Here is a 16,786-nt window from a genome sequence, read left to right on the forward strand (position 1 = left end):
ACCAAGCCTAGCGGCCGGTGGACCTGCCGTGCGTGTTCGAGTTTGTTGGTTTACGATGATTCCTGGCCGGACGCGTCGTACGGCCGGGAGGGTCACACGATGAAGACACCGCGCGGTGCACGCCGGACCGACACCAGGCTGTCGGACGGCCGCGAGCTGATCTACTACGACCCGGCGGACGCGCCGGCCCGGGTGCCGCTCGAGGACACCCGCGGCCTGCCGGCCCCGCAGCCGCAGATCGAGCTCCGCACCGACCCGCTCACCGGTGACGTCATCTCCTACGCCACGCACCGCAACACCCGGACCTACCTGCCGCCGGCCGACCAGTGCCCGCTGTGCCCGAGCAAGCCCGGCAACCCGACCGAGATCCCGGACCTCGACTACAACGTCGCCGTCTTCGAGAACCGGTTCCCGTCCTTCGCCGGTCCCGGCCGGACCGAGGTGGTGTGCTTCACCAGCGACCACAACGGCTCGTTCACCAGCCTGTCGCAGGGCCAGGCCCGGCTGGTCGTCGACACCTGGGCCGACCGGACCGCCGAGCTCGGCGCCCGCGACGACGTCGAACTGGTCTTCCCGTTCGAGAACCGGGGCCGCGAGATCGGCGTCACACTCAGCCACCCGCACGGCCAGCTCTACGCCTACCCGTTCGTCCCGCCGCGGATGCGTACCCTGCTGGCGCAGGCCCGCAAGCACCAGGAGGTTGCCGGGAGCAACCTGTTCGCCGATGTGCTGGCCGCCGAGCGCAAGGACGGCACCCGGGTGATCGGCGAGAACGCCACCTGGACCGCGTTCGTCCCGGAGGCCGCGCGCTGGCCGGTCGAGGTGCACCTGTACCCGCACCGTCAGGTGGCGGGGATCGACGAGCTGACCACCGGCGAGCGCGACGACTTCGCCGAGCTGTACCTCGACGTCCTGCAGCGCCTCGACGGCCTGTACGGCGATCCGCTGCCCTACATCGCCGCCTGGCACCAGGCCCCGGTCCGGATCGACCGCGAGCTCGGCTACCTGCACCTGGAGGTGTTGTCGATCAAGCGCGCCGCGGACAAGATCAAGTACCTGGCCGGGTCGGAGTCCGGCATGGGCGCGTTCATCAGCGACACCAGGCCCGAGGACGTGGCCGAGACCCTGCGAAAGGTTGCCCCGTGAGCTTCCAGGACGTTTTCGGTACCGCGCCCGACGGCAGCTGGCGCGCCCCGGGCCGGGTGAACCTGATCGGCGAGCACACCGACTACAACGACGGCCTGGTGCTGCCGATCGCGCTGCCGAACCGGATCCTGGTCACCGCCGCGCGGCGCGACGACGGCCGGATCGCGGTCGCCTCCAGCGGGCATCCGGGGGTGGTCGAGTTCGCGATCGACGAGCTCGCGCCGGGTTCGGTCGGCGACTGGGCGGCGTACCCGGCCGGTGCGGCCTGGATCCTGCGCGAGTCCGGCTACCCGATCGGCGGCGCGAACCTGCTGGTCGACTCGGACCTGCCGTCCGGCGCCGGGCTGTCGTCCTCGGCGGCGCTGCTCTGCGCCACCTCCGTCGCGCTGCTGGGCCTGCGGGACATCGAGGTCGACCCGGCCGAGGTCGCGCGGCTGGCCCAGAAGGCGGAGAACCAGTACGTCGGCGCGCCGGTCGGGCTGATGGACCAGATGGCGTCGATGTGCTGCACCGCGGGGCACGCGCTGTTCTTCGACATCCGCGCGATGGCCACCGACCAGATCCCGTTCGACCCGCCGGCCGACGACCTCGCGCTGCTGGTCGTCGACGTGAAGGCGCCGCACCGGCACGTCGACGGCGAGTACGCCGCCCGCCGGCAGAGCTGCGAGCAGGCGGCGGCCGAGCTCGGCGTCCCGGCGCTGCGGTCGATTGCGTTCGAGGACCTCGACGACGCACTGGCCCGGCTGACCGACGACGTCGTACGGCGTCGGGTGCGGCACGTCGTGACCGAGATCCGGCGGGTCGAGGACGCGGTCACGCTGATGCGGGCCGGGAAGCTGCGCGAGGTGGGCCCGCTGTTCACCGCGTCGCACGCCTCGCTGCGCGACGACTTCGAGATCACCGTGCCGGAGCTGGACGTCGCGGTCGACACCGCGCTCGCGGCCGGCGCGCTCGGCGCCCGGATGACCGGCGGCGGGTTCGGCGGCTGCATCATCGCGCTGGTCGAGGCGGCCGCGGCCGAGCCGGTCCTCGCCGCGATCGAGAAAGCGTTTGCGGAACACGGTTTCTCGGCACCGGCCGCGCTCAACGCGCCGCCGTCAGCCGGCGCCTCGCGCGTCAGCTGACGCGCGCACCTCGCGGCGGATCAGCGGCGCGGACACCGCGGTGGCGGCGAGCTGCAGCAGGCCGAGGGCGAAGTACGGCGTCCGCAGATCCGTCGTGTGCGCGAGGAAACCGGCGCCGACCGCGCCCAACGGTGCGGCACAGAAGGCCACCATCCGGTAGACCGCGGTCACCCGGCCGAGCAACTCGGCCGGGACGACCCGCTGCCGCAGGGTGATCGAGACGACGTTCCACCAGGTGCTGCCGAAGCCGAGCACGATCGCGGCGACCGCGACCAGGGCGAAGCTGCCGAGCACGCCGAACGCGATGATCGCGACGCTGCTGATCAGCATCGCGCCGACCAGATTCGTGCTGGTCGCGAGCCACCGCGACAACCGCGGCGCGACGAAGGCGCCGGCGACACCACCGACTGCGTAGATCGCGACCAGCCAGCCGAATCCCTGCTCGGGCAGGTGCAGCACCTCGAGCACGTAGAGCACGAGGATCGACACGATCCCCGCCGCGACACCGTTGACGATCGTCAGCAGCAGGCAGAGCGTCCGCAACAGCTTGTGGCGCCACAGGTACACCAGGCCTTCGCGGAGCTCCCGGCCGAGATGCCGGTCCGGGGCCCGGACGCGCGCCGGGGCCGACGTACGGACCATCCACACCAGCAGGGCCGCGACCGCGAACGAGATCGCGTTCAGCAGCACGGGAAGCCCGCGGCTCAGCACGAACAGCGCGGCGCCGAGCGGCGGACCGATCAGATTGCTCAGCAGGAGCAGCGAAGCCTGGCTGTACCCGTTGGCACGTTCGAGGGCCGCCGGTACGACGACATCGGTCACCACGACCGACGCCGCGTTGTCGAAGAACGGCGCCAGCATCCCGAGCAGGAACGCGGTCACCAGCAGCAGCGGGATCGTGCCGAGCCCTGACAGCACCGCCGCCGCGAAGGCGCCGGCCACCACGGCTCGGATCGCGTCGACGATCCACATGGTCGACGTACGCCGCCAGCGATCCACCATCACGCCGGAGATCAGGCCGAGCAGCAGCCAGCCGACGTTCGTGGCCGCCTCGCTGAGCGAGACGATCCGCGGGTCCCGGGTGATCGACGCGGCCAGCAGCGGCAGCGCCCCGAACATGATGCCGTCACCGGCGAACGAGATCGCCCCGGCGGTCCACAGCACCCAGTACGGACGGCCGAGCGGGACCTTCACGACGCGATGACGAGTTCACATCCCGTGTCGCGCATGGCCTTGCGGGCGGCGGACGACAAGCCGTTGTCGGTGACGATCACGTCCAGGTCGGACCAGTTCGCGAACGTGCTCAGGCCGACGGTCCCCCACTTGGTGTGGTCCGCGACCACGACCACCTCACGACTCGCGGCGATGAACGACCGGTTGGTCTCGGCCTCCATCAGGTTCGGCGTACTCAACCCGTGCTCGGCGTCCACGCCGTGCGCCCCGAGGAACAACAGATCCAGGTGCAGCGAGGCCAGCGCCGCAGTCGCGATCGGGCCGACCAGCGCGTCGGACGGGGTCCGGATGCCGCCGATCAGCACGACGGTGCGGTCCGAGCGGCCGTTGCCGTGGAAGACGTCCGCGATCCGCGCCGAGTTCGTGACAACTGTCAAGTTCTCCACCCGCAACAGCTGGCGGGCCAGCGCGTACGTCGTGGTACCGGCCCCGATGCCGATCGCACTGTCCGGTTGCACCCGGGTGGCGGCCTCGGCCGCGATCGCCTGCTTGGCCGCGGACTCCTGCGTCAGCTTGGCGTCGAAACCAGGCTCGTGCGCACTGCGCAGCCCGACCGACGTCGCGCCGCCGTGCACCTTGTGCAGCAGCCCGCTGGAGTCCAGGGCGTCCAGGTCGCGGCGGATCGTCATGTCCGAGACCCCGAACCGGTCGACCAGCTCGGCCACCGTCACCGCGCCCCGACTGTTGACCTCGGCAACGATCGTCGCCTGCCGCTGGGCGGCCAGCTGGCCGCCGCGGCCGCGGGGCGCTTCTGCTCCGGCTGCGTTCACGCCCACAGCCTAATGGCGCGGACCCCGGCTGTCAGGGAAATGTGTTGCCGGGCCGGTGGCAGCGCGTCACCCTGAAGCATGCGATTCCCCGAGGACGTCCCAGTGCTGAGCGACGGCGCGGTGACCCTGCGTGCGCACACGGCCGACGACGTGGAACCGGCGTACCGGATGTGCCAGGACCCGGTGATGCAGCAGTGGACCACCATTCCGGTCCCGTACCTGCGCGAGCACGCGGTGAGCTTCCTGACCGAGCAGATCCCGGCCGGCTGGCGCGACAACACCATGTGGGCCTGGGCCATTGAGTACGACGGGACGTACGTCGGCACCATCGACCTGCGCGACGGCGAGGGCGGTGTCGGCGAGGTCGGCTTCGCGGTGTCGCCGGAGGTCCGCGGCCGCGGCGTGATGACGACCGCGCTGAAGCTGGCGGTCCGGTACGCGTTCGACGGCCTCGGCTGGGACCGGGTGATCTGGCGGGCGTACGTCGGCAACTTCGCGAGCCGGCGGGTGGCATGGAAGGCCGGATTCGGCGGCCTGGTGACGATTCCGGGCGGCGGCCGGTCACGCGGCGTCCGGAAGGACGAGTGGGTCGCGTCGGTCGGCAAGGACGACGAGCTCGCGCCCCGGACCCCGTGGTGGACGATCCCGGTCCTGGAGGGCGGCGCGATCCGGCTGCGGGAGCTGCGCGAGTCCGACGCCCAGCGGGCGATGGAGGCGTGCTCCGACGAGCGGACCCAGCACTGGCTGACCGGTATGCCGTCGCCGTACCTGCTCGACGACGCGAAGGCGTTCATCGGGAGCCGTCCGGACGAGGCGGCGGCCGGCCAGGCGGTGCCGTGGGCGATCGCCGACGCGGTGACCGACGAACTGCTCGGCAACATCAGCATCTTCGGCCTGAACAACCGGATGGACCGGGCCGTCGGCGAGATCGGGTACTGGATGCACCCGGACGCGCGCGGCCGCAAGGTGATGTCGACGGCGGTCGGGCTGGCGATCGGGCACGCGTTCCGGCCGGTGGAGGACGGCGGGCTGGGCCGCCTGCGGCTGGTGCTCAAGTGCGCCGCCACCAACACCGCGTCCGCGCACGTTGCCGAGATCAACGGCTTCACCCGCGTCGGGAACGAACGCCGGGCCGACCCGCGCCGCGACGGCACCCGCGACGATCTCCTCACCTACGACCTGCTCGCCGAGGAGTACGCCGCCCGCTGACAGGCCCGTGGTGACCGGCTGCAGGCAGCGGTTCACGGCCAGTTGGTGACAGACGACACCGGTTCCCCTCGCCGTCGCGCGCCCGGGCTGCTTGAATCGACGGGTGAGAGATCGTGAGGAACTCGTCCGCCGTTGGCAGGCCGGGTGGTCCGTCTCGCGGGGCTGGACCACGGTTGAGGAGGACAACGACGGAATCCTGATCGTCCGGGCAGGCGAGGAGAGCCGGCCGACGGAGTACGTCGTACTCGACGCCGACGACAAGCCGGAACGGGTGGAACGCGCCGCGCAGCTGGCGCTCGCCGACGGCGGCGGCCGCGGATCCGGCTGGATCACGCTGGCCACCGACGACAAGGAAGCCCGCATCGAGCAGCTGGAACAGCTCGGCCTCGAGGTCCAGCAGGACCAGGACTGGCTGATGACCATCCAGCTGTCCGAGCAGCCCGCGTTGAAGCTGCACGAGCGCTACGCGCTGCACACCGAGCTCGAGGACGACCTGATCATCACCCGCGCCACGTTGCACGGCGGAGTGGTGTCGAGCGGCCGGATGGCCGTGGTCGGCGAGGATGCGGTCGCGGACCGGATCGAGACCGATCCGGCGCACCGGCGGCGCGGGCTCGGCAGCGCGGTGATGGCGTCGCTGGTGGAGGCGGCCGCGGCGAAGGGCGCCAAGCGCGGCATCCTGATCGCGTCGATCGACGGCCTGCGGCTGTACCGGAGCCTGGGCTGGAAGGTCGTCGCCGACATCGTCATCGCGCGCTCGCGGTGACAATCAAACGACTGCCATAGTCAAAGGTTCGTGAAGTGCGGGCCGTCCCCGCGTTGGCAAGCGCCGACCTGGGCAAGGCTGCACACCATGACGAACCACAGACGGCCGCGGCCCCACGGTGTCGCCGGTCCGCTCCTCGCCTCGCTGTCGGCCCTTGTCCTGCTGGCCGGCGTCGGGTGGTTCGTCCTGCGTGAGACCGGCACCGGCAGGGTGACGAGTGCGGACGCTCCGATCGTCGCCGACGACTCTTCGGCAGCGCCGCCGAGCAGTCCGGGCAGTCCGTCGTACACGCCACGCCGTACGCCGGTCCGCCCGACGGTCACGCCGACGCCGAGCCGGAAGACGACCGCGCCGAGCCGGAGCAGCAGCCGGACACCCAGCACGCGGACGCCGAGCCGTACGCCGAGCACCCGGACGCCCAGCGCCTCGCCGTCCCCTACCCGGACGACCACATCAACGCCTACGCCGACGCGGAAGACGACGAAGGTCTCGAAGCCGGTTGGCGGGTCCGGCCCGGCCGAGGAGCAGGTGCTGACGCTGACCAACCAGGAGCGCGCGAAGGCCGGGTGCGGGCCGTTGCGGACCAACAAGGCGCTGACCACCGCGGCCGAGGCGCACGCCGCCGACATGGTCGCCCAGCACTACTTCGCGCACGACAGCCTGGACGGCCGCAGCCCGTTCGACCGGATGAAGGCGGCCGGGTTCACCGGCGGCGCGATGGCCGAGAACATCGCCGTGGGCTACTCCAGCGCCGCGGCCGTGGTCGAGGGCTGGATGAACAGCGACGGCCACCGGAAGAACATCCTGAACTGCGAGTACACGATGATCGGCATCGGGTACGACAGCGGCGTGGTGAAACCCGAGTGGGGCAACGGGAGCTGGGTGCAGAACTTCGGGGCCTGACGCCGTCGAACCGGGTTCAGTCAATCGTTTTCTTCAGGAATCGTTAAGAGGGCGCTCGTCTTCGTAACGGTGACCTCGCGGGTCGGTTAAGGTCGCTGTTCGGTGACCAGGGGGGACCTGGCTGTTCAGCTCGACCACGGGGAACGACGCGCTACTCGGCACGACGAAGAAACGAAGAGGATTCGCCCACCCATGACGGATTCGCCCACCCCCCGGCGGCACCGCGGCAGTAGACGAGCTCCCCGGCGGAGCCGTGGCCTGGTCGGCCCGATCGTCAGCGCGCTGTCGGTGCTGGTCGCGATCGGCCCGGTCGTCTGGCTGATGTCCCGCGACACCTCGCAGGTCGACGACGCCACCAAGGTGCTGAACGTCTCCGAGGACACCCGCGTCGACGGCGGCTCCGCGGTCGAGGGCACCACCGCCGGCGTGCCGCTGATCACCGTGACCAAGACGCTCCCGGACGGCCGGACGACCACTGCGGTCGTCGGTCCGCCGGCGGTCGGCTCCGCGCCGACCCAGACGACCGGCACGCCTGCCAGCTCGGGTACGCCGGACGGCACGCCGAGCAGTATGCCGGCCACCACGGGTACGCCGAGCACCCTGACCACACCGACGGCGCCGACGGTCGGCGTGACGACGGTGACCGTGTCGCCGACGGCGCCCCGCAGTACGCGCGGTCAGACGGCCCGGCCGAAGCCGACCAAGACCGTCAGTACTACGGTGCCGACGCGGACGCCGACCACGACCCGCAGTACCGAACCGACGCCGAGCGACACCCCGGAGCCGCCGACGGGCGGCGGCGGGACGAACGCGCAGGAACAGCAGGTCCTCGAGTACACCAACCGGATCCGCGAGCAGCAGGGCTGCCGGGCGCTCCGGCTGGACAGTGCGCTGGTCGAGGCGGCCGGGAAGCACGCGTCGGACATGGTCCGGCGGCACTACATGGACCACACCAACCCCGACGGTGAGGACCCCGGCGAACGGATGGCCGCCGCCGGGTACCGCGGGTCGAGCTGGGGCGAGAACATCGCGGCCGGCTACGACAGCGCACAGAAGGTGGTCGCGGCCTGGATGCAGAGCGAGGGCCACCGGAAGAACATCCTGAACTGCCGGTTCACCACGATCGGCATCGGGTACGACCCCGGCCAGGTCAAGTCCGGGTACGGACCGGGCAGCTGGGTCCAGGACTTCGGCCGTAGCTGAACGGGGTGCTTCGTGGTACCGAACCTCCGAAGCGCCGCGACCACAGGCCAGGCCTGTGCGGGCGCTGTCATTGTGTCGAGAACACCGAGTGTGGCCGGGACGTTGTCCGACAGCCACAATGTCCGGCCGGTTCACGGCCGGTCGCGGCGGGTAGATCCGTCCTTGTCATGTTGCCGGACGTTCCTGGGGGGCTCCGGTGAGACGGCTGGTGAGGCGTCTCGAGCTGGCGAGGAACGTCTTGGGGGCGCGACTGTGAAGGGAACAACGAAATAATGTCCGAGTCCGGTAACGGCCGGTACAAACCACGCAGGAAGGCGACCCGGGCCGCGTCCCGGTCGTCGCGTTCCGGCAACCGGTCCACCCCGCCCGCGGAGAGCACGCCACCCGCCCCGCCCGAGCCGCCCCGCTACGCGCCACGCACCAGCGACGAGTCACCGTTCTGGGCCGGCGCCCCGAAGGGCGGGACGTCGAGCGAGTCCCCGTTCTGGGCCGGCAGCAACCAGTCGCGCCCCGCAACCCCGCAGTACGCCCCGCGGGGAGCGCTGCCCAGCTACACCGCACCCGACACCACGTCGGGCCTGCCGTCGCGCGCACCCGAGGTGTCCCAGCCGGAAAGCCGCCGCGCCTCCGGCACACCATCCTGGGTAGAACAACCCATCACCCCCGAACCCACCCGAGCCCGCCGCGCGGCTCGCGAGCCCGCCGGCGAATCAGCCGCAACCTGGTCCACCCGCCGAGCAGCCGACGACTGGGCCTCCCTAGCGGCCCCCACCACCCCGGGTACGGGCGCAGGCACGGGCACAGGCACGGGCACGGCCGCGGGAACAGGCACAGGCGCAGGAACCGACCTGTCCCCCACCGGCTTCGGCCCCGGCACCACAGCCGCCTACGAAGCCCTCGCCGCCGCCCCAGCCACAACACGCGACACACACCGCACCACTCCCGCCACCACAGCCAGCACCTGGGACTCACTCGGCACAGCTAGCTCACTCAGCACCGCTGACTCGTCCGGTGCGACCAGCACAGCTGGTGCTGCCGGCGCAGCCGACTCACTCGGCTCGGCTGGCTCGGCCAGCGCGGCTGGCACCTTCGGCTCGCTCGGCGCCTATGGCACAGCCGACTCCGCCGCCGCGAGCGGCCTGTCCGGCAGCAGCCTGTCCGGCGGGCTGTCCGGGGCCAGCAGCGCCCATGGTTCCGCCGGGGCCAGCAGTGCGGGTGGCGACGTCAGCGCGGCCGGCTCGGCCGGCGTCGGCGATGCGGCTGGCGTCAGCCGCGCTGGGCGTCTCGGCGCTGCGAGCGGCTTGGCTGCTGGTGGTGGAGCGGAGAGCGCCGGTGCTGGTGGCGTCGGCGGGGCGGCTGCTGGTGGGTTTGGTGGGGTGGATGCTGAGGCGTCGCACGTTGCAGGTGGTGGTGCTGCTGCTGGAGGCGGTGGGCGTGGCACGTCCGGGGGTGGGGGGTCTCGGGGAACAGGGAGTGGGGGGTCTGGGCCGGGGCGGCGGGCTGCCGGGCGGGAGGGGCGGGCTTCCAAGGGGCGGCGTACTGTTATCGCGCTTGCGTCTGTGGTGCTGGTGATTACGCCGATTTCGTGGATCTTGTTGCATCAGCCGCAGAACGACGAGGCGGATGCTTCACTGCCGATCGTCACTCGGACCGATGACACCTACATCACGCCTAGTACGAAGGCAGCGGTTGCGACGCCGTCTGCGAAGGTGACTGTTCCTCCGACGGCGACCCCGACGGTCACGCCTTCCGCGACGCCCAGCAGCACCCCATCGGCCACGCCAACGGACAGCCCGTCGAGCAGTCCGACGCAATCCCCGACCGACTCGACGTCCCCGACGACAACCCCGTCGACCCGTACGTCGACCACGGTGAAGCCGACGAACCCGCCGTCCCCGAGGCCGACCAGCCCGACCTCCCCGGGACGCACGGTGACGACGCCAAAGCCCACCCCGACGCCAACGCCGACCCCGACACCTCCCGCGCGGGACGGCGGCATGACTGCCGAAGAATCGCAACTGTTCGACATGATTGACAGCGCCCGGAAGAACAACGGCTGCGCCCCGCTCGAGCAGGATTCCAGTCTCACGTCCAGTGCTCGCTCGGACGCGAAGAGCCGTGCGAAGTCGGGAGCGACCAACAGCAGCGGTGCGTCGAAGTCGACCGCAGGCGGTGACAATTGGACGGCTCAGCAGGCGTACGACCAGATGATGGCGCAGAGCCGCGGCACGATCATGAACTGCAACCTGACCACCTTGGGTGTGGGCAGGATGACTCAGAAGTACTGCACTGCACTCAATCTGTTTGGCATCTGCATCGGTTCGAGTCCGACACGGGTCGCATGGGTCGCAGACTTCACGTAGTACCACCACACACATCCCGCAGGTTGGTGGGACCATGTAGGGACCACCAACCTGCGGGAGGCTGGATGTTCTCCGAGCGTGATGATGTGGATCGGGTCGGGCCGGCGCACCTCGGGATTCATCCGGAGGCGGTGGGTGCGGAGCGGCCTGATCCGCGCCCGGAGGAGGCGAAGCGGATGGGGTTGAGCCGGCACACCGAGGAGGGTGCGGTGCTGTACTTCGCCTCCTCCCTCGACCGCGGCAAGCCCGCGCACCGGATGATGGCGTGGATCCTGCTCGTCACGTTCGCCGCGCCGGTGGTCTACACCTTGCTCGTGCTGCTGTAGAACTCCTGCCGATGCCGTTGCGGCGTCGTACCCAACACGCTGTGGAAGTGGTGCCGCAACGCGTCACTGCTCCCGAAGCCGCTCGACGTAGCCACCCGCTCGATCGACAGCTCCGTTGTCTCCAGCAACAACCGCGCCCGGTCCAGCCGCTGCCGCAGCAACCACGCCTGCCCGGAGCTCCCGGTGCGCGCCCGGAACTGCCGCGTGAACGTACGCCGCGACATCGCCACCGCCGCGGCCCACTCGTCGAGCGTCACCGGCTGGTCGAGCCGCGCCCGTGCCCACACCATCGCCTTCTCGATGACGTCGTCGGCCGGGTCCGGCGGCACGGGCACCGGGATGTACTGCGCCTGCGAACCACTGCGATGCGGCGCGACCACGATGTCCCGGGCGACCCGCTCCGCCATCTCCATCCCGTGATGCGTGCGCACCAGGTGCAGGCAGCAGTCCAGCGACGCCGCCGTACCGGCCGAGGTCACCATGTCCCCCTGGTCCGACCACAGTACGTCGGCCCGCACCTCGAGCTCCGGGTACCGCGACCGCAGCTCGTCGGCGAACCGCCAGTGCGTGACCACCTCGCGCCCGGCCGCGATCCCGCTCTCCGCGACCAGGAACGCCCCGAGGCACAACCCGACCACGGTCGCACCCCGCGCGTGCGCCCGCCGGATCGCGTCCAGCAGTACGGCGGACGCGACCAGCCCGGGCTCCCAGCTCGGCAGCACCACGACGTCGGCCCGCTCCATCGCCTCGAGCCCGTGGTCGACGGTGATCCCGAACCCGGCGCTGGTCCCGAACGATCCCGGCTGCTCGGCGCAGACCAGTACGTCGTACCGGTCCGGGAGGCCGCGGCGCTCGCCGAGCACCAGGCACGGTACGGACAGATGGAACGGGCTCATCCCGGGATACGCGAGGACCGCGACACGACGCATGGAAACAGTATGGCCCGATCTGCGGCAACTATGGCTCCCGGGCCAATGGTGAGACGGGGTCGCCGCGGCAGAGGATCGTGGTCATGGAGATCACGCACATCGGCGGCCCGACCGCCGTCCTGAACCTCGGCGGCCTGACGTTCCTGATCGATCCGGCGTTCGACGAGCCCCGCGAGTACCAGCTGCCCGGCCGGGTGATGAAGAAGCTGATCGGCCCGGCGATCCCGGCCGCCGACCTCGGCCACATCGACGTCGCCCTGGTTTCGCACGACGAGCACAAGGACAACCTGGACGACACCGGCCGCGCCCTGCTGCCGTCGATCCCGACCGTCCTGTCGACGCCGGGCGCGGCCACCCGGATCCCCGGCGTCCGCGGCCTGGAGAACTGGGAGTCGGTGGACCTCCCCCGCCCGGACGGCGGCGTGATCACGGTGACCGGCGTCCCGGCGCTGCACGGCCCGGAAGGCGCCGAGGCGGTGCTCGGCGTGGTCACGGGCTTCGTCCTGCAGGGCGATGGGTTGCCGACCGTCTACGTCTCCGGCGACAACGCGTCGCTCGCGCTGGTGAAGGAGATCGCCGACCGCTTCGCACCGATCGACGTGGCGGTGCTGTTCGCCGGCGCGGCGCGCACGACGCTGATGGACGGCGCCCCGCTGACGCTGACCTCGGAGGACGCCGTCGAGGCCGCCCGGCTGCTCGACCGGGCGACGATCGTCCCGGTCCACACCGAAGGCTGGACCCACTTCAGCGAGGGCCCTGACCAGGTCGTCGCGGCCTTCCGCGAGGCCGGCCTGGAGGACCGCCTCAACCTGCTGACCCACGGCGTCCCGACAACCCTTGGTTGAGCCCTTGACGAGCACGGAGCGTGACCACTAGCGTGCGAGCGCCGGGGGATCCGGCAGTTCGCATTCGCCAGGGCCGGGGGGAGATCGGCCCACTGCCAAGGGGGAAGTCCTTTGTTCGCACGACGCTTCCGCACGCTCTTTTCCGCCGCCACGGCCGCTGTGGTGCTCGCCGGTTCGGCGGCGCTCGCACCGCTGCCGGCCGAGGCGGCGATCACCGTCGTCCTGAGCGGGATCCAGTACGACCCGCCGGGCGCCGACACCCGCACCAACGCCCAGCTGAACAACGAGTTCTTCACCGTCCGGAACCTCAGCACCCGGCCGATCAACCTGTCCGGGTTCCGGGTGCTGGACGCGGCGAACCACCTGTTCGTGTTCCCGCGCGGCTACGTCCTCCCGGGCCGCTCGACCGTCATCGTCCGGACCGGCAAGAACCGCAACCGCGCACTCACCCTGTACTGGAACCAGAGCTGGTACATCTGGAACAACACCGGCGACACCGCCCGCTTCCAGACGCCGGCCGGGAAGACCTTCGACACCTGCACCTACAAGGCCGTCACCGGTCGTTACCGCGTGGCCTGCTAGCTGTACCTAGCGCAGGGCAGGCGCGGGATCGGCGCCGTCCGGGATCCATTCCTGGACGGCGATCTCGTCGCCCACCCGGATGTTGCCGGGGGCAAGCACCGCGGCCTTGATCCCGAAGCTGACCCCGCCGCCGTACGCCGGTTCGCGCCGGTACGTCGCCAGCGTCCGGGTCGGCTCCGGCCCGGACCTCACACCGGTGGCCTGGTCGACGGTCGGTACGGCGCACCGGATGCCGCGCGCCGAATACCCGATCGCGACCGCGCCGGCGGTCATCCGGAGCACCCGGTCCTCGGTGTGCGGCTCGGTCCACCCGGAGATCACCAGGTTCGGCCGGAAGCGGTTCATCGGGACCGCGTCGCCGCCGCGCTCGAGGATGCGCGCGTTCAGCCCGTCGAGGGACGCCTGCGAGGTGATCATCAGCGCGTGCGCGTCCCCGAACCCGGTCAGCCCGCGGTGCGCACCCCAGCCGGGCCTCTCGTGCTCGGGCGTCACCCGGACCAGCGCGGCCGGCGTACCGAGCCGGTCCGTGAACCACGCGTCCACGGCCGGATCCTGCGCCACGCCCTGGCCGAACCACTTCCCGAAGAGGCTGACGTCGCGGCGCTTCCCGTCGTACCGGATCTCGGCTTCGAGGTCCGGCGCGCCGGCCGCCGACAGCCGCAGCGCGTCACCGGACAGCGCCGCGTGCAGCGTCGCCATCGCGGGGAGCTTGCGCTGGCTGAGGAACGTGCCGTCCGGCTCGACGAGCATGAACAGCCGGTCGTTCAGCAGGCCGGTCGGGCCGACCTCGGCGGATTCGACGGAGACCCCGGCGAGGCCCTTCACCGGGTAGTAGGCCAGGGCGGCAACCTTCGCGACAGACACAGGCATCAGCGTAACCCGGTGCTTGATCTGTTGAATCGTGTTGAGTTATGTTTGATCACGTGCAGGATGTGCAGAACTTCGCCGCGGCCCTGCAACGGGTACGCCGGCACGCGGGCCTGAGCTATCGCCGACTGGCGGAACGCGCGCACTACTCGCATCCGCATCTGATCCGCGCGACCAGCGGCAAGCAGCTACCCAGCTGGGACGTCGCGGCGGCGTTCCTGTCCGGATGCGGCGTGCCCGCGGATCTCATGCCGGTCTGGCGGCGCCGGTGGGAGGAGGCGAGTCGCGACCCGCGCGACATTGTCCGACTGCTGGAAACCGCCGAGAGTCTGGAGGACCTCGGGGCCGCGGTCGCAGCGCTCGCGCGGCCGCGCTCGTTGCGGGTGCTGGAGCAGCAGACCGGGATCCCGCGGGCCACGATCCAGGCCTGGTTCCGGGGCGCGCGGCTGGCCGGGCGGGACCGGCTCGACCACCTCGTCCACTCGGTCGGCGCGACACCTGCCGAACGCTCAGCGGTCGCCGAAGCGCTGGACCGGCTCAGCTCCGGAAGACTGCCGCCGGTGCGCGCGGCGTGACGAATCCTTCGGCGTCGGTCAGCGGCGCCGCCTTCCCGGCAAGCTCCTGCAGCGACATCACGTCGTACGGCGGTTGCGCCCGGCGGCCCGCATCCGTCAGGTCTGGTACGGGCTGCCGCGACGCGACCATGATGACGTTCCCGAAGCCCTTGCCGCGCAGGATCCGCCGCTCGGCGAGCACGACACCGGAACCGATCACGTCCTGAACCGTCGCCGCCGAACGCCGGACGAACGGCAGCCCGGCCTTCCCGTCGATGAGGTTCGCGACCAGCACGCCGGTCGGCCGCAGTACCCGAGCGCACTCGGCGAAGAACTCCGCGGTCACCAGGTTCGCGGGCACCGCCTCCTGCTCGAAGGCGTCCAGGATCACCAGGTCCATCGAGTCCTCGTACACCTCGGCGATGCCCGCCCGGCCGGTGACCGGGCGGACCTTGATCCCGGAGCGTTTCGGCAGCGGCAGCGCCTCGCGGACGAACTCGGTCAGGTCCTCGTCGGGTTCCAGGACGATCTGCCGCGACCGCGGCCGGGTCGCGGCGACGTACCGCGGCAGGCTCAGCGCCGCGCCGCCGACGTGCAGTACGGCGACCGGCTGACGGCGCGGCGCGGCCGCGTCCACGACGTCGCCGATCCGCCGCATGTACTCGAAGGGCAGGTGGGTGGGGTCGGCGAGATCGACCTGCGACTGCGGCGACCCGTCGACGCGCAGGACGAACGTTCCGTCGTGCTGCACCTCGACACTCGCCAGGCCCGAACCGGTCCGCCGCTCCACCCACCCATCCTTTCAGACGGGACTACCTGGACAGCCTTACCGGGCCTCGCGCTCCTCGGCGACCGCGACGTCGGTGTTGTCGGTGAACAGCCCGTCGATCCCGGCCTTGCGGAACGCCGCGATCTCGCCGAACAGGTTGCCGGACTCCGCCGCCACCGCCGAGCTGTCGAACTCGGCCGGCAGGAACGAGTTCTCCACCCGGAACGTGTACGGGTGCACGACCAGCCCGGCCTTGTGCGCGTCGGAGACCAGCGCGGTCGGCGTGCCGAGCTTGCCGGCCACGAGCGGGATCACCTGGTCCTTGGCCGGCCCGACACCGTCGGCGTACGTCGCGACCTCGCGCAGGCCCTGCGCGCTCACGATGTCGGCGTACGTGCGCTTGTCACCCGCGACCACGAAGTCGTACGGCGCTCCGCTCGCGCTCGTCAGCTGCACCAGCGGGACCCGGAGCTGCTTGTCCAGCGCCTTCAGGTTCGCGACCTCGAACGACTGCACGAACACCTTCGCGCCCGGCCGGTTCAGGCCGTTGCGCTCGAGGACCTTCACCAGTTGCGGCTCGAGCGCGAGGCCCTGCTGCTGGAAGTACGTCGGGTGCTTGGTCTCCGGGTAGATGCCGATCGGGCGGCCGAGCTCCTTGGACAGCCGCTTGCTGAGGTCGATGACCTCCTGCAGCGTCGGCACCTGGTAGCGCCCGTCGAAGATGGTGTTGTGCTGGCGGGTCGCCGGGATCCGCTCCTTGGCGCGCAGCGTCTTGAGCTCGGCGAGCGTGAAGTCCTCGGTGAACCAGCCGGTCACGGCGACCCCGTCGAGCAGCTTGGTCTTCTTCCGGTCGTTGAACTCCGGGTGGTTCGCGACGTCCGTCGTCCCGCCGATCTCCGGCTCGTGCCGGGCGACCAGCACCCGGTCCTTCGTGGTGACCAGGTCCGGCTCGATGAAGTCGGCGCCCATCCGGGCGGCCAGCTCGTACGCCGCCAGCGTGTGCTCGGGCCGGTACCCGGACGCGCCGCGGTGGCCGACGATCACGAAGTCGTCGTGCTTGTCCGCCTGGACGGCGGCGGGCGCGTTCTGCGGGCCGTCCTGCGACACGGTCTGCGGTACGACCACGGCCGCGGCGACCGCGAGTGCCGAGACGGCCATCGGGACCAGCTGGCGAGGCAGCTTCATGACGTTCTCCTA

Annotated in this window: 19 protein-coding genes; 11 read left to right on the plus strand and 8 right to left on the minus strand. The window is 71.1% G+C overall.

Going from position 1 to position 16,786, the window contains the following annotated elements:
• Positions 1-99: 99 nt before the first annotated feature.
• Positions 100-1,146, plus strand: coding sequence for a galactose-1-phosphate uridylyltransferase (gene galT / locus ABN611_RS05285; protein WP_350278638.1), 1,047 nt, complete (start codon positions 100-102; stop codon positions 1,144-1,146).
• On the plus strand, positions 1,143-2,270 hold the full coding sequence (galK, locus tag ABN611_RS05290; protein WP_350278639.1) for a galactokinase: 1,128 nt from the start codon (positions 1,143-1,145) through the stop codon (positions 2,268-2,270). Before galT ends, galK begins: the two co-directional genes overlap by 4 nt.
• On the opposite strand, the gene ABN611_RS05295 is transcribed toward galK, so the two are convergent.
• Positions 2,244-3,464, minus strand: a complete 1,221-nt coding sequence (locus ABN611_RS05295) for an MFS transporter (protein WP_350278640.1) — start codon at positions 3,462-3,464, stop codon at positions 2,244-2,246. The genes galK and ABN611_RS05295 overlap by 27 nt on opposite strands.
• Positions 3,461-4,273 carry a DeoR/GlpR family DNA-binding transcription regulator gene (locus ABN611_RS05300; RefSeq protein ID WP_350278641.1) on the minus strand — a complete coding sequence of 271 codons (813 nt, stop codon included), beginning with the start codon at positions 4,271-4,273 and terminating at the stop codon, positions 3,461-3,463. The genes ABN611_RS05295 and ABN611_RS05300 overlap by 4 nt, the downstream gene beginning before the upstream one ends.
• A 78-nt stretch (positions 4,274-4,351) precedes the next feature.
• Here ABN611_RS05300 and ABN611_RS05305 point away from each other — a divergent pair, with 78 nt between their 5' ends.
• Positions 4,352-5,482 carry a GNAT family N-acetyltransferase gene (locus tag ABN611_RS05305; protein WP_350278642.1) on the plus strand — a complete coding sequence of 377 codons (1,131 nt, stop codon included), beginning with the start codon at positions 4,352-4,354 and terminating at the stop codon, positions 5,480-5,482.
• Between the two features lie 103 nt (positions 5,483-5,585).
• Complete coding sequence (locus tag ABN611_RS05310; protein ID WP_350278643.1) at positions 5,586-6,248, plus strand: GNAT family N-acetyltransferase; 663 nt, start codon at positions 5,586-5,588, stop codon at positions 6,246-6,248.
• A 20-nt stretch (positions 6,249-6,268) separates the two neighbouring features.
• Here ABN611_RS05310 and ABN611_RS05315 read toward each other — a convergent pair whose 3' ends face one another.
• A complete protein-coding gene (locus ABN611_RS05315) occupies positions 6,269-6,700 on the minus strand; it encodes a hypothetical protein (protein ID WP_350278644.1) in 432 nt (143 codons plus the stop codon).
• 76 nt (positions 6,701-6,776) lie between these two features.
• Between ABN611_RS05315 and ABN611_RS05320 the strand changes: the two genes are divergently transcribed.
• The gene (locus ABN611_RS05320; RefSeq protein ID WP_350278645.1) at positions 6,777-7,151 is read left to right on the plus strand and encodes a CAP domain-containing protein; all 375 of its coding nucleotides are present in this window, start codon (positions 6,777-6,779) and stop codon (positions 7,149-7,151) included.
• Between the two features lie 192 nt (positions 7,152-7,343).
• Entirely contained in the window at positions 7,344-8,354 is a 1,011-nt protein-coding gene (locus ABN611_RS05325; RefSeq protein WP_350278646.1) for a CAP domain-containing protein, read from the plus strand.
• A gap of 1,660 nt (positions 8,355-10,014) precedes the next feature.
• Here ABN611_RS05325 and ABN611_RS05330 read toward each other — a convergent pair.
• Positions 10,015-10,284 (minus strand): hypothetical protein, encoded by a 270-nt coding sequence (locus ABN611_RS05330; protein ID WP_350278647.1) that lies wholly within the window; start codon positions 10,282-10,284, stop codon positions 10,015-10,017.
• Between the two features lie 67 nt (positions 10,285-10,351).
• Here ABN611_RS05330 and ABN611_RS05335 point away from each other — a divergent pair, with 67 nt between their 5' ends.
• Positions 10,352-10,717: a hypothetical protein gene (locus ABN611_RS05335; RefSeq protein ID WP_350278648.1), complete on the plus strand. Its 366-nt coding sequence runs from the start codon at positions 10,352-10,354 to the stop codon at positions 10,715-10,717.
• Positions 10,718-10,782: 65 nt separating this feature from the next.
• Positions 10,783-11,043: a hypothetical protein gene (locus tag ABN611_RS05340; protein ID WP_350278649.1), complete on the plus strand. Its 261-nt coding sequence runs from the start codon at positions 10,783-10,785 to the stop codon at positions 11,041-11,043.
• Here the strand turns inward: ABN611_RS05340 and ABN611_RS05345 are convergent.
• Complete coding sequence (locus tag ABN611_RS05345) at positions 11,019-11,972, minus strand: helix-turn-helix domain-containing protein (protein ID WP_350278650.1); 954 nt, start codon at positions 11,970-11,972, stop codon at positions 11,019-11,021. The genes ABN611_RS05340 and ABN611_RS05345 overlap by 25 nt on opposite strands.
• An 83-nt stretch (positions 11,973-12,055) precedes the next feature.
• Here ABN611_RS05345 and ABN611_RS05350 point away from each other — a divergent pair, with 83 nt between their 5' ends.
• A complete protein-coding gene (locus tag ABN611_RS05350; protein ID WP_350278651.1) occupies positions 12,056-12,817 on the plus strand; it encodes an MBL fold metallo-hydrolase in 762 nt (253 codons plus the stop codon).
• A 111-nt stretch (positions 12,818-12,928) separates the two neighbouring features.
• Positions 12,929-13,399 (plus strand): lamin tail domain-containing protein, encoded by a 471-nt coding sequence (locus tag ABN611_RS05355; RefSeq protein ID WP_350278652.1) that lies wholly within the window; start codon positions 12,929-12,931, stop codon positions 13,397-13,399.
• Between the two features lie 6 nt (positions 13,400-13,405).
• On the opposite strand, the gene ABN611_RS05360 is transcribed toward ABN611_RS05355, so the two are convergent.
• Positions 13,406-14,263: an MOSC N-terminal beta barrel domain-containing protein gene (locus ABN611_RS05360; protein ID WP_350278653.1), complete on the minus strand. Its 858-nt coding sequence runs from the start codon at positions 14,261-14,263 to the stop codon at positions 13,406-13,408.
• A 59-nt stretch (positions 14,264-14,322) separates the two neighbouring features.
• Between ABN611_RS05360 and ABN611_RS05365 the strand changes: the two genes are divergently transcribed.
• On the plus strand, positions 14,323-14,841 hold the full coding sequence (locus ABN611_RS05365; RefSeq protein ID WP_350278654.1) for a helix-turn-helix transcriptional regulator: 519 nt from the start codon (positions 14,323-14,325) through the stop codon (positions 14,839-14,841).
• Here the strand turns inward: ABN611_RS05365 and ABN611_RS05370 are convergent.
• On the minus strand, positions 14,804-15,610 hold the full coding sequence (locus ABN611_RS05370) for a fused MFS/spermidine synthase (protein ID WP_350278655.1): 807 nt from the start codon (positions 15,608-15,610) through the stop codon (positions 14,804-14,806). The genes ABN611_RS05365 and ABN611_RS05370 overlap by 38 nt on opposite strands.
• Before the next feature lie 36 nt (positions 15,611-15,646).
• Positions 15,647-16,774: a glycerophosphodiester phosphodiesterase gene (locus ABN611_RS05375; protein ID WP_350278656.1), complete on the minus strand. Its 1,128-nt coding sequence runs from the start codon at positions 16,772-16,774 to the stop codon at positions 15,647-15,649.
• Positions 16,775-16,786: the final 12 nt, after the last annotated feature.

The sequence above is a fragment of the Kribbella sp. HUAS MG21 genome, assembly GCF_040254265.1.
Taxonomy (GTDB): domain Bacteria; phylum Actinomycetota; class Actinomycetes; order Propionibacteriales; family Kribbellaceae; genus Kribbella.

Coding starts and splice junctions, on each gene's coding strand:
- galT (WP_350278638.1), top strand. CDS start 100: ATGAAGACACCGCGCGGTGCACGCCGGACCGACACCAGGCTGTCGGAC.
- ABN611_RS05305 (WP_350278642.1), top strand. CDS start 4,352: ATGCGATTCCCCGAGGACGTCCCAGTGCTGAGCGACGGCGCGGTGACC.
- ABN611_RS05325 (WP_350278646.1), top strand. CDS start 7,344: ATGACGGATTCGCCCACCCCCCGGCGGCACCGCGGCAGTAGACGAGCT.
- ABN611_RS05335 (WP_350278648.1), top strand. CDS start 10,352: ATGACTGCCGAAGAATCGCAACTGTTCGACATGATTGACAGCGCCCGG.
- ABN611_RS05340 (WP_350278649.1), top strand. CDS start 10,783: ATGTTCTCCGAGCGTGATGATGTGGATCGGGTCGGGCCGGCGCACCTC.
- ABN611_RS05345 (WP_350278650.1), bottom strand. CDS start 11,972: ATGCGTCGTGTCGCGGTCCTCGCGTATCCCGGGATGAGCCCGTTCCAT.
- ABN611_RS05350 (WP_350278651.1), top strand. CDS start 12,056: ATGGAGATCACGCACATCGGCGGCCCGACCGCCGTCCTGAACCTCGGC.
- ABN611_RS05375 (WP_350278656.1), bottom strand. CDS start 16,774: ATGAAGCTGCCTCGCCAGCTGGTCCCGATGGCCGTCTCGGCACTCGCG.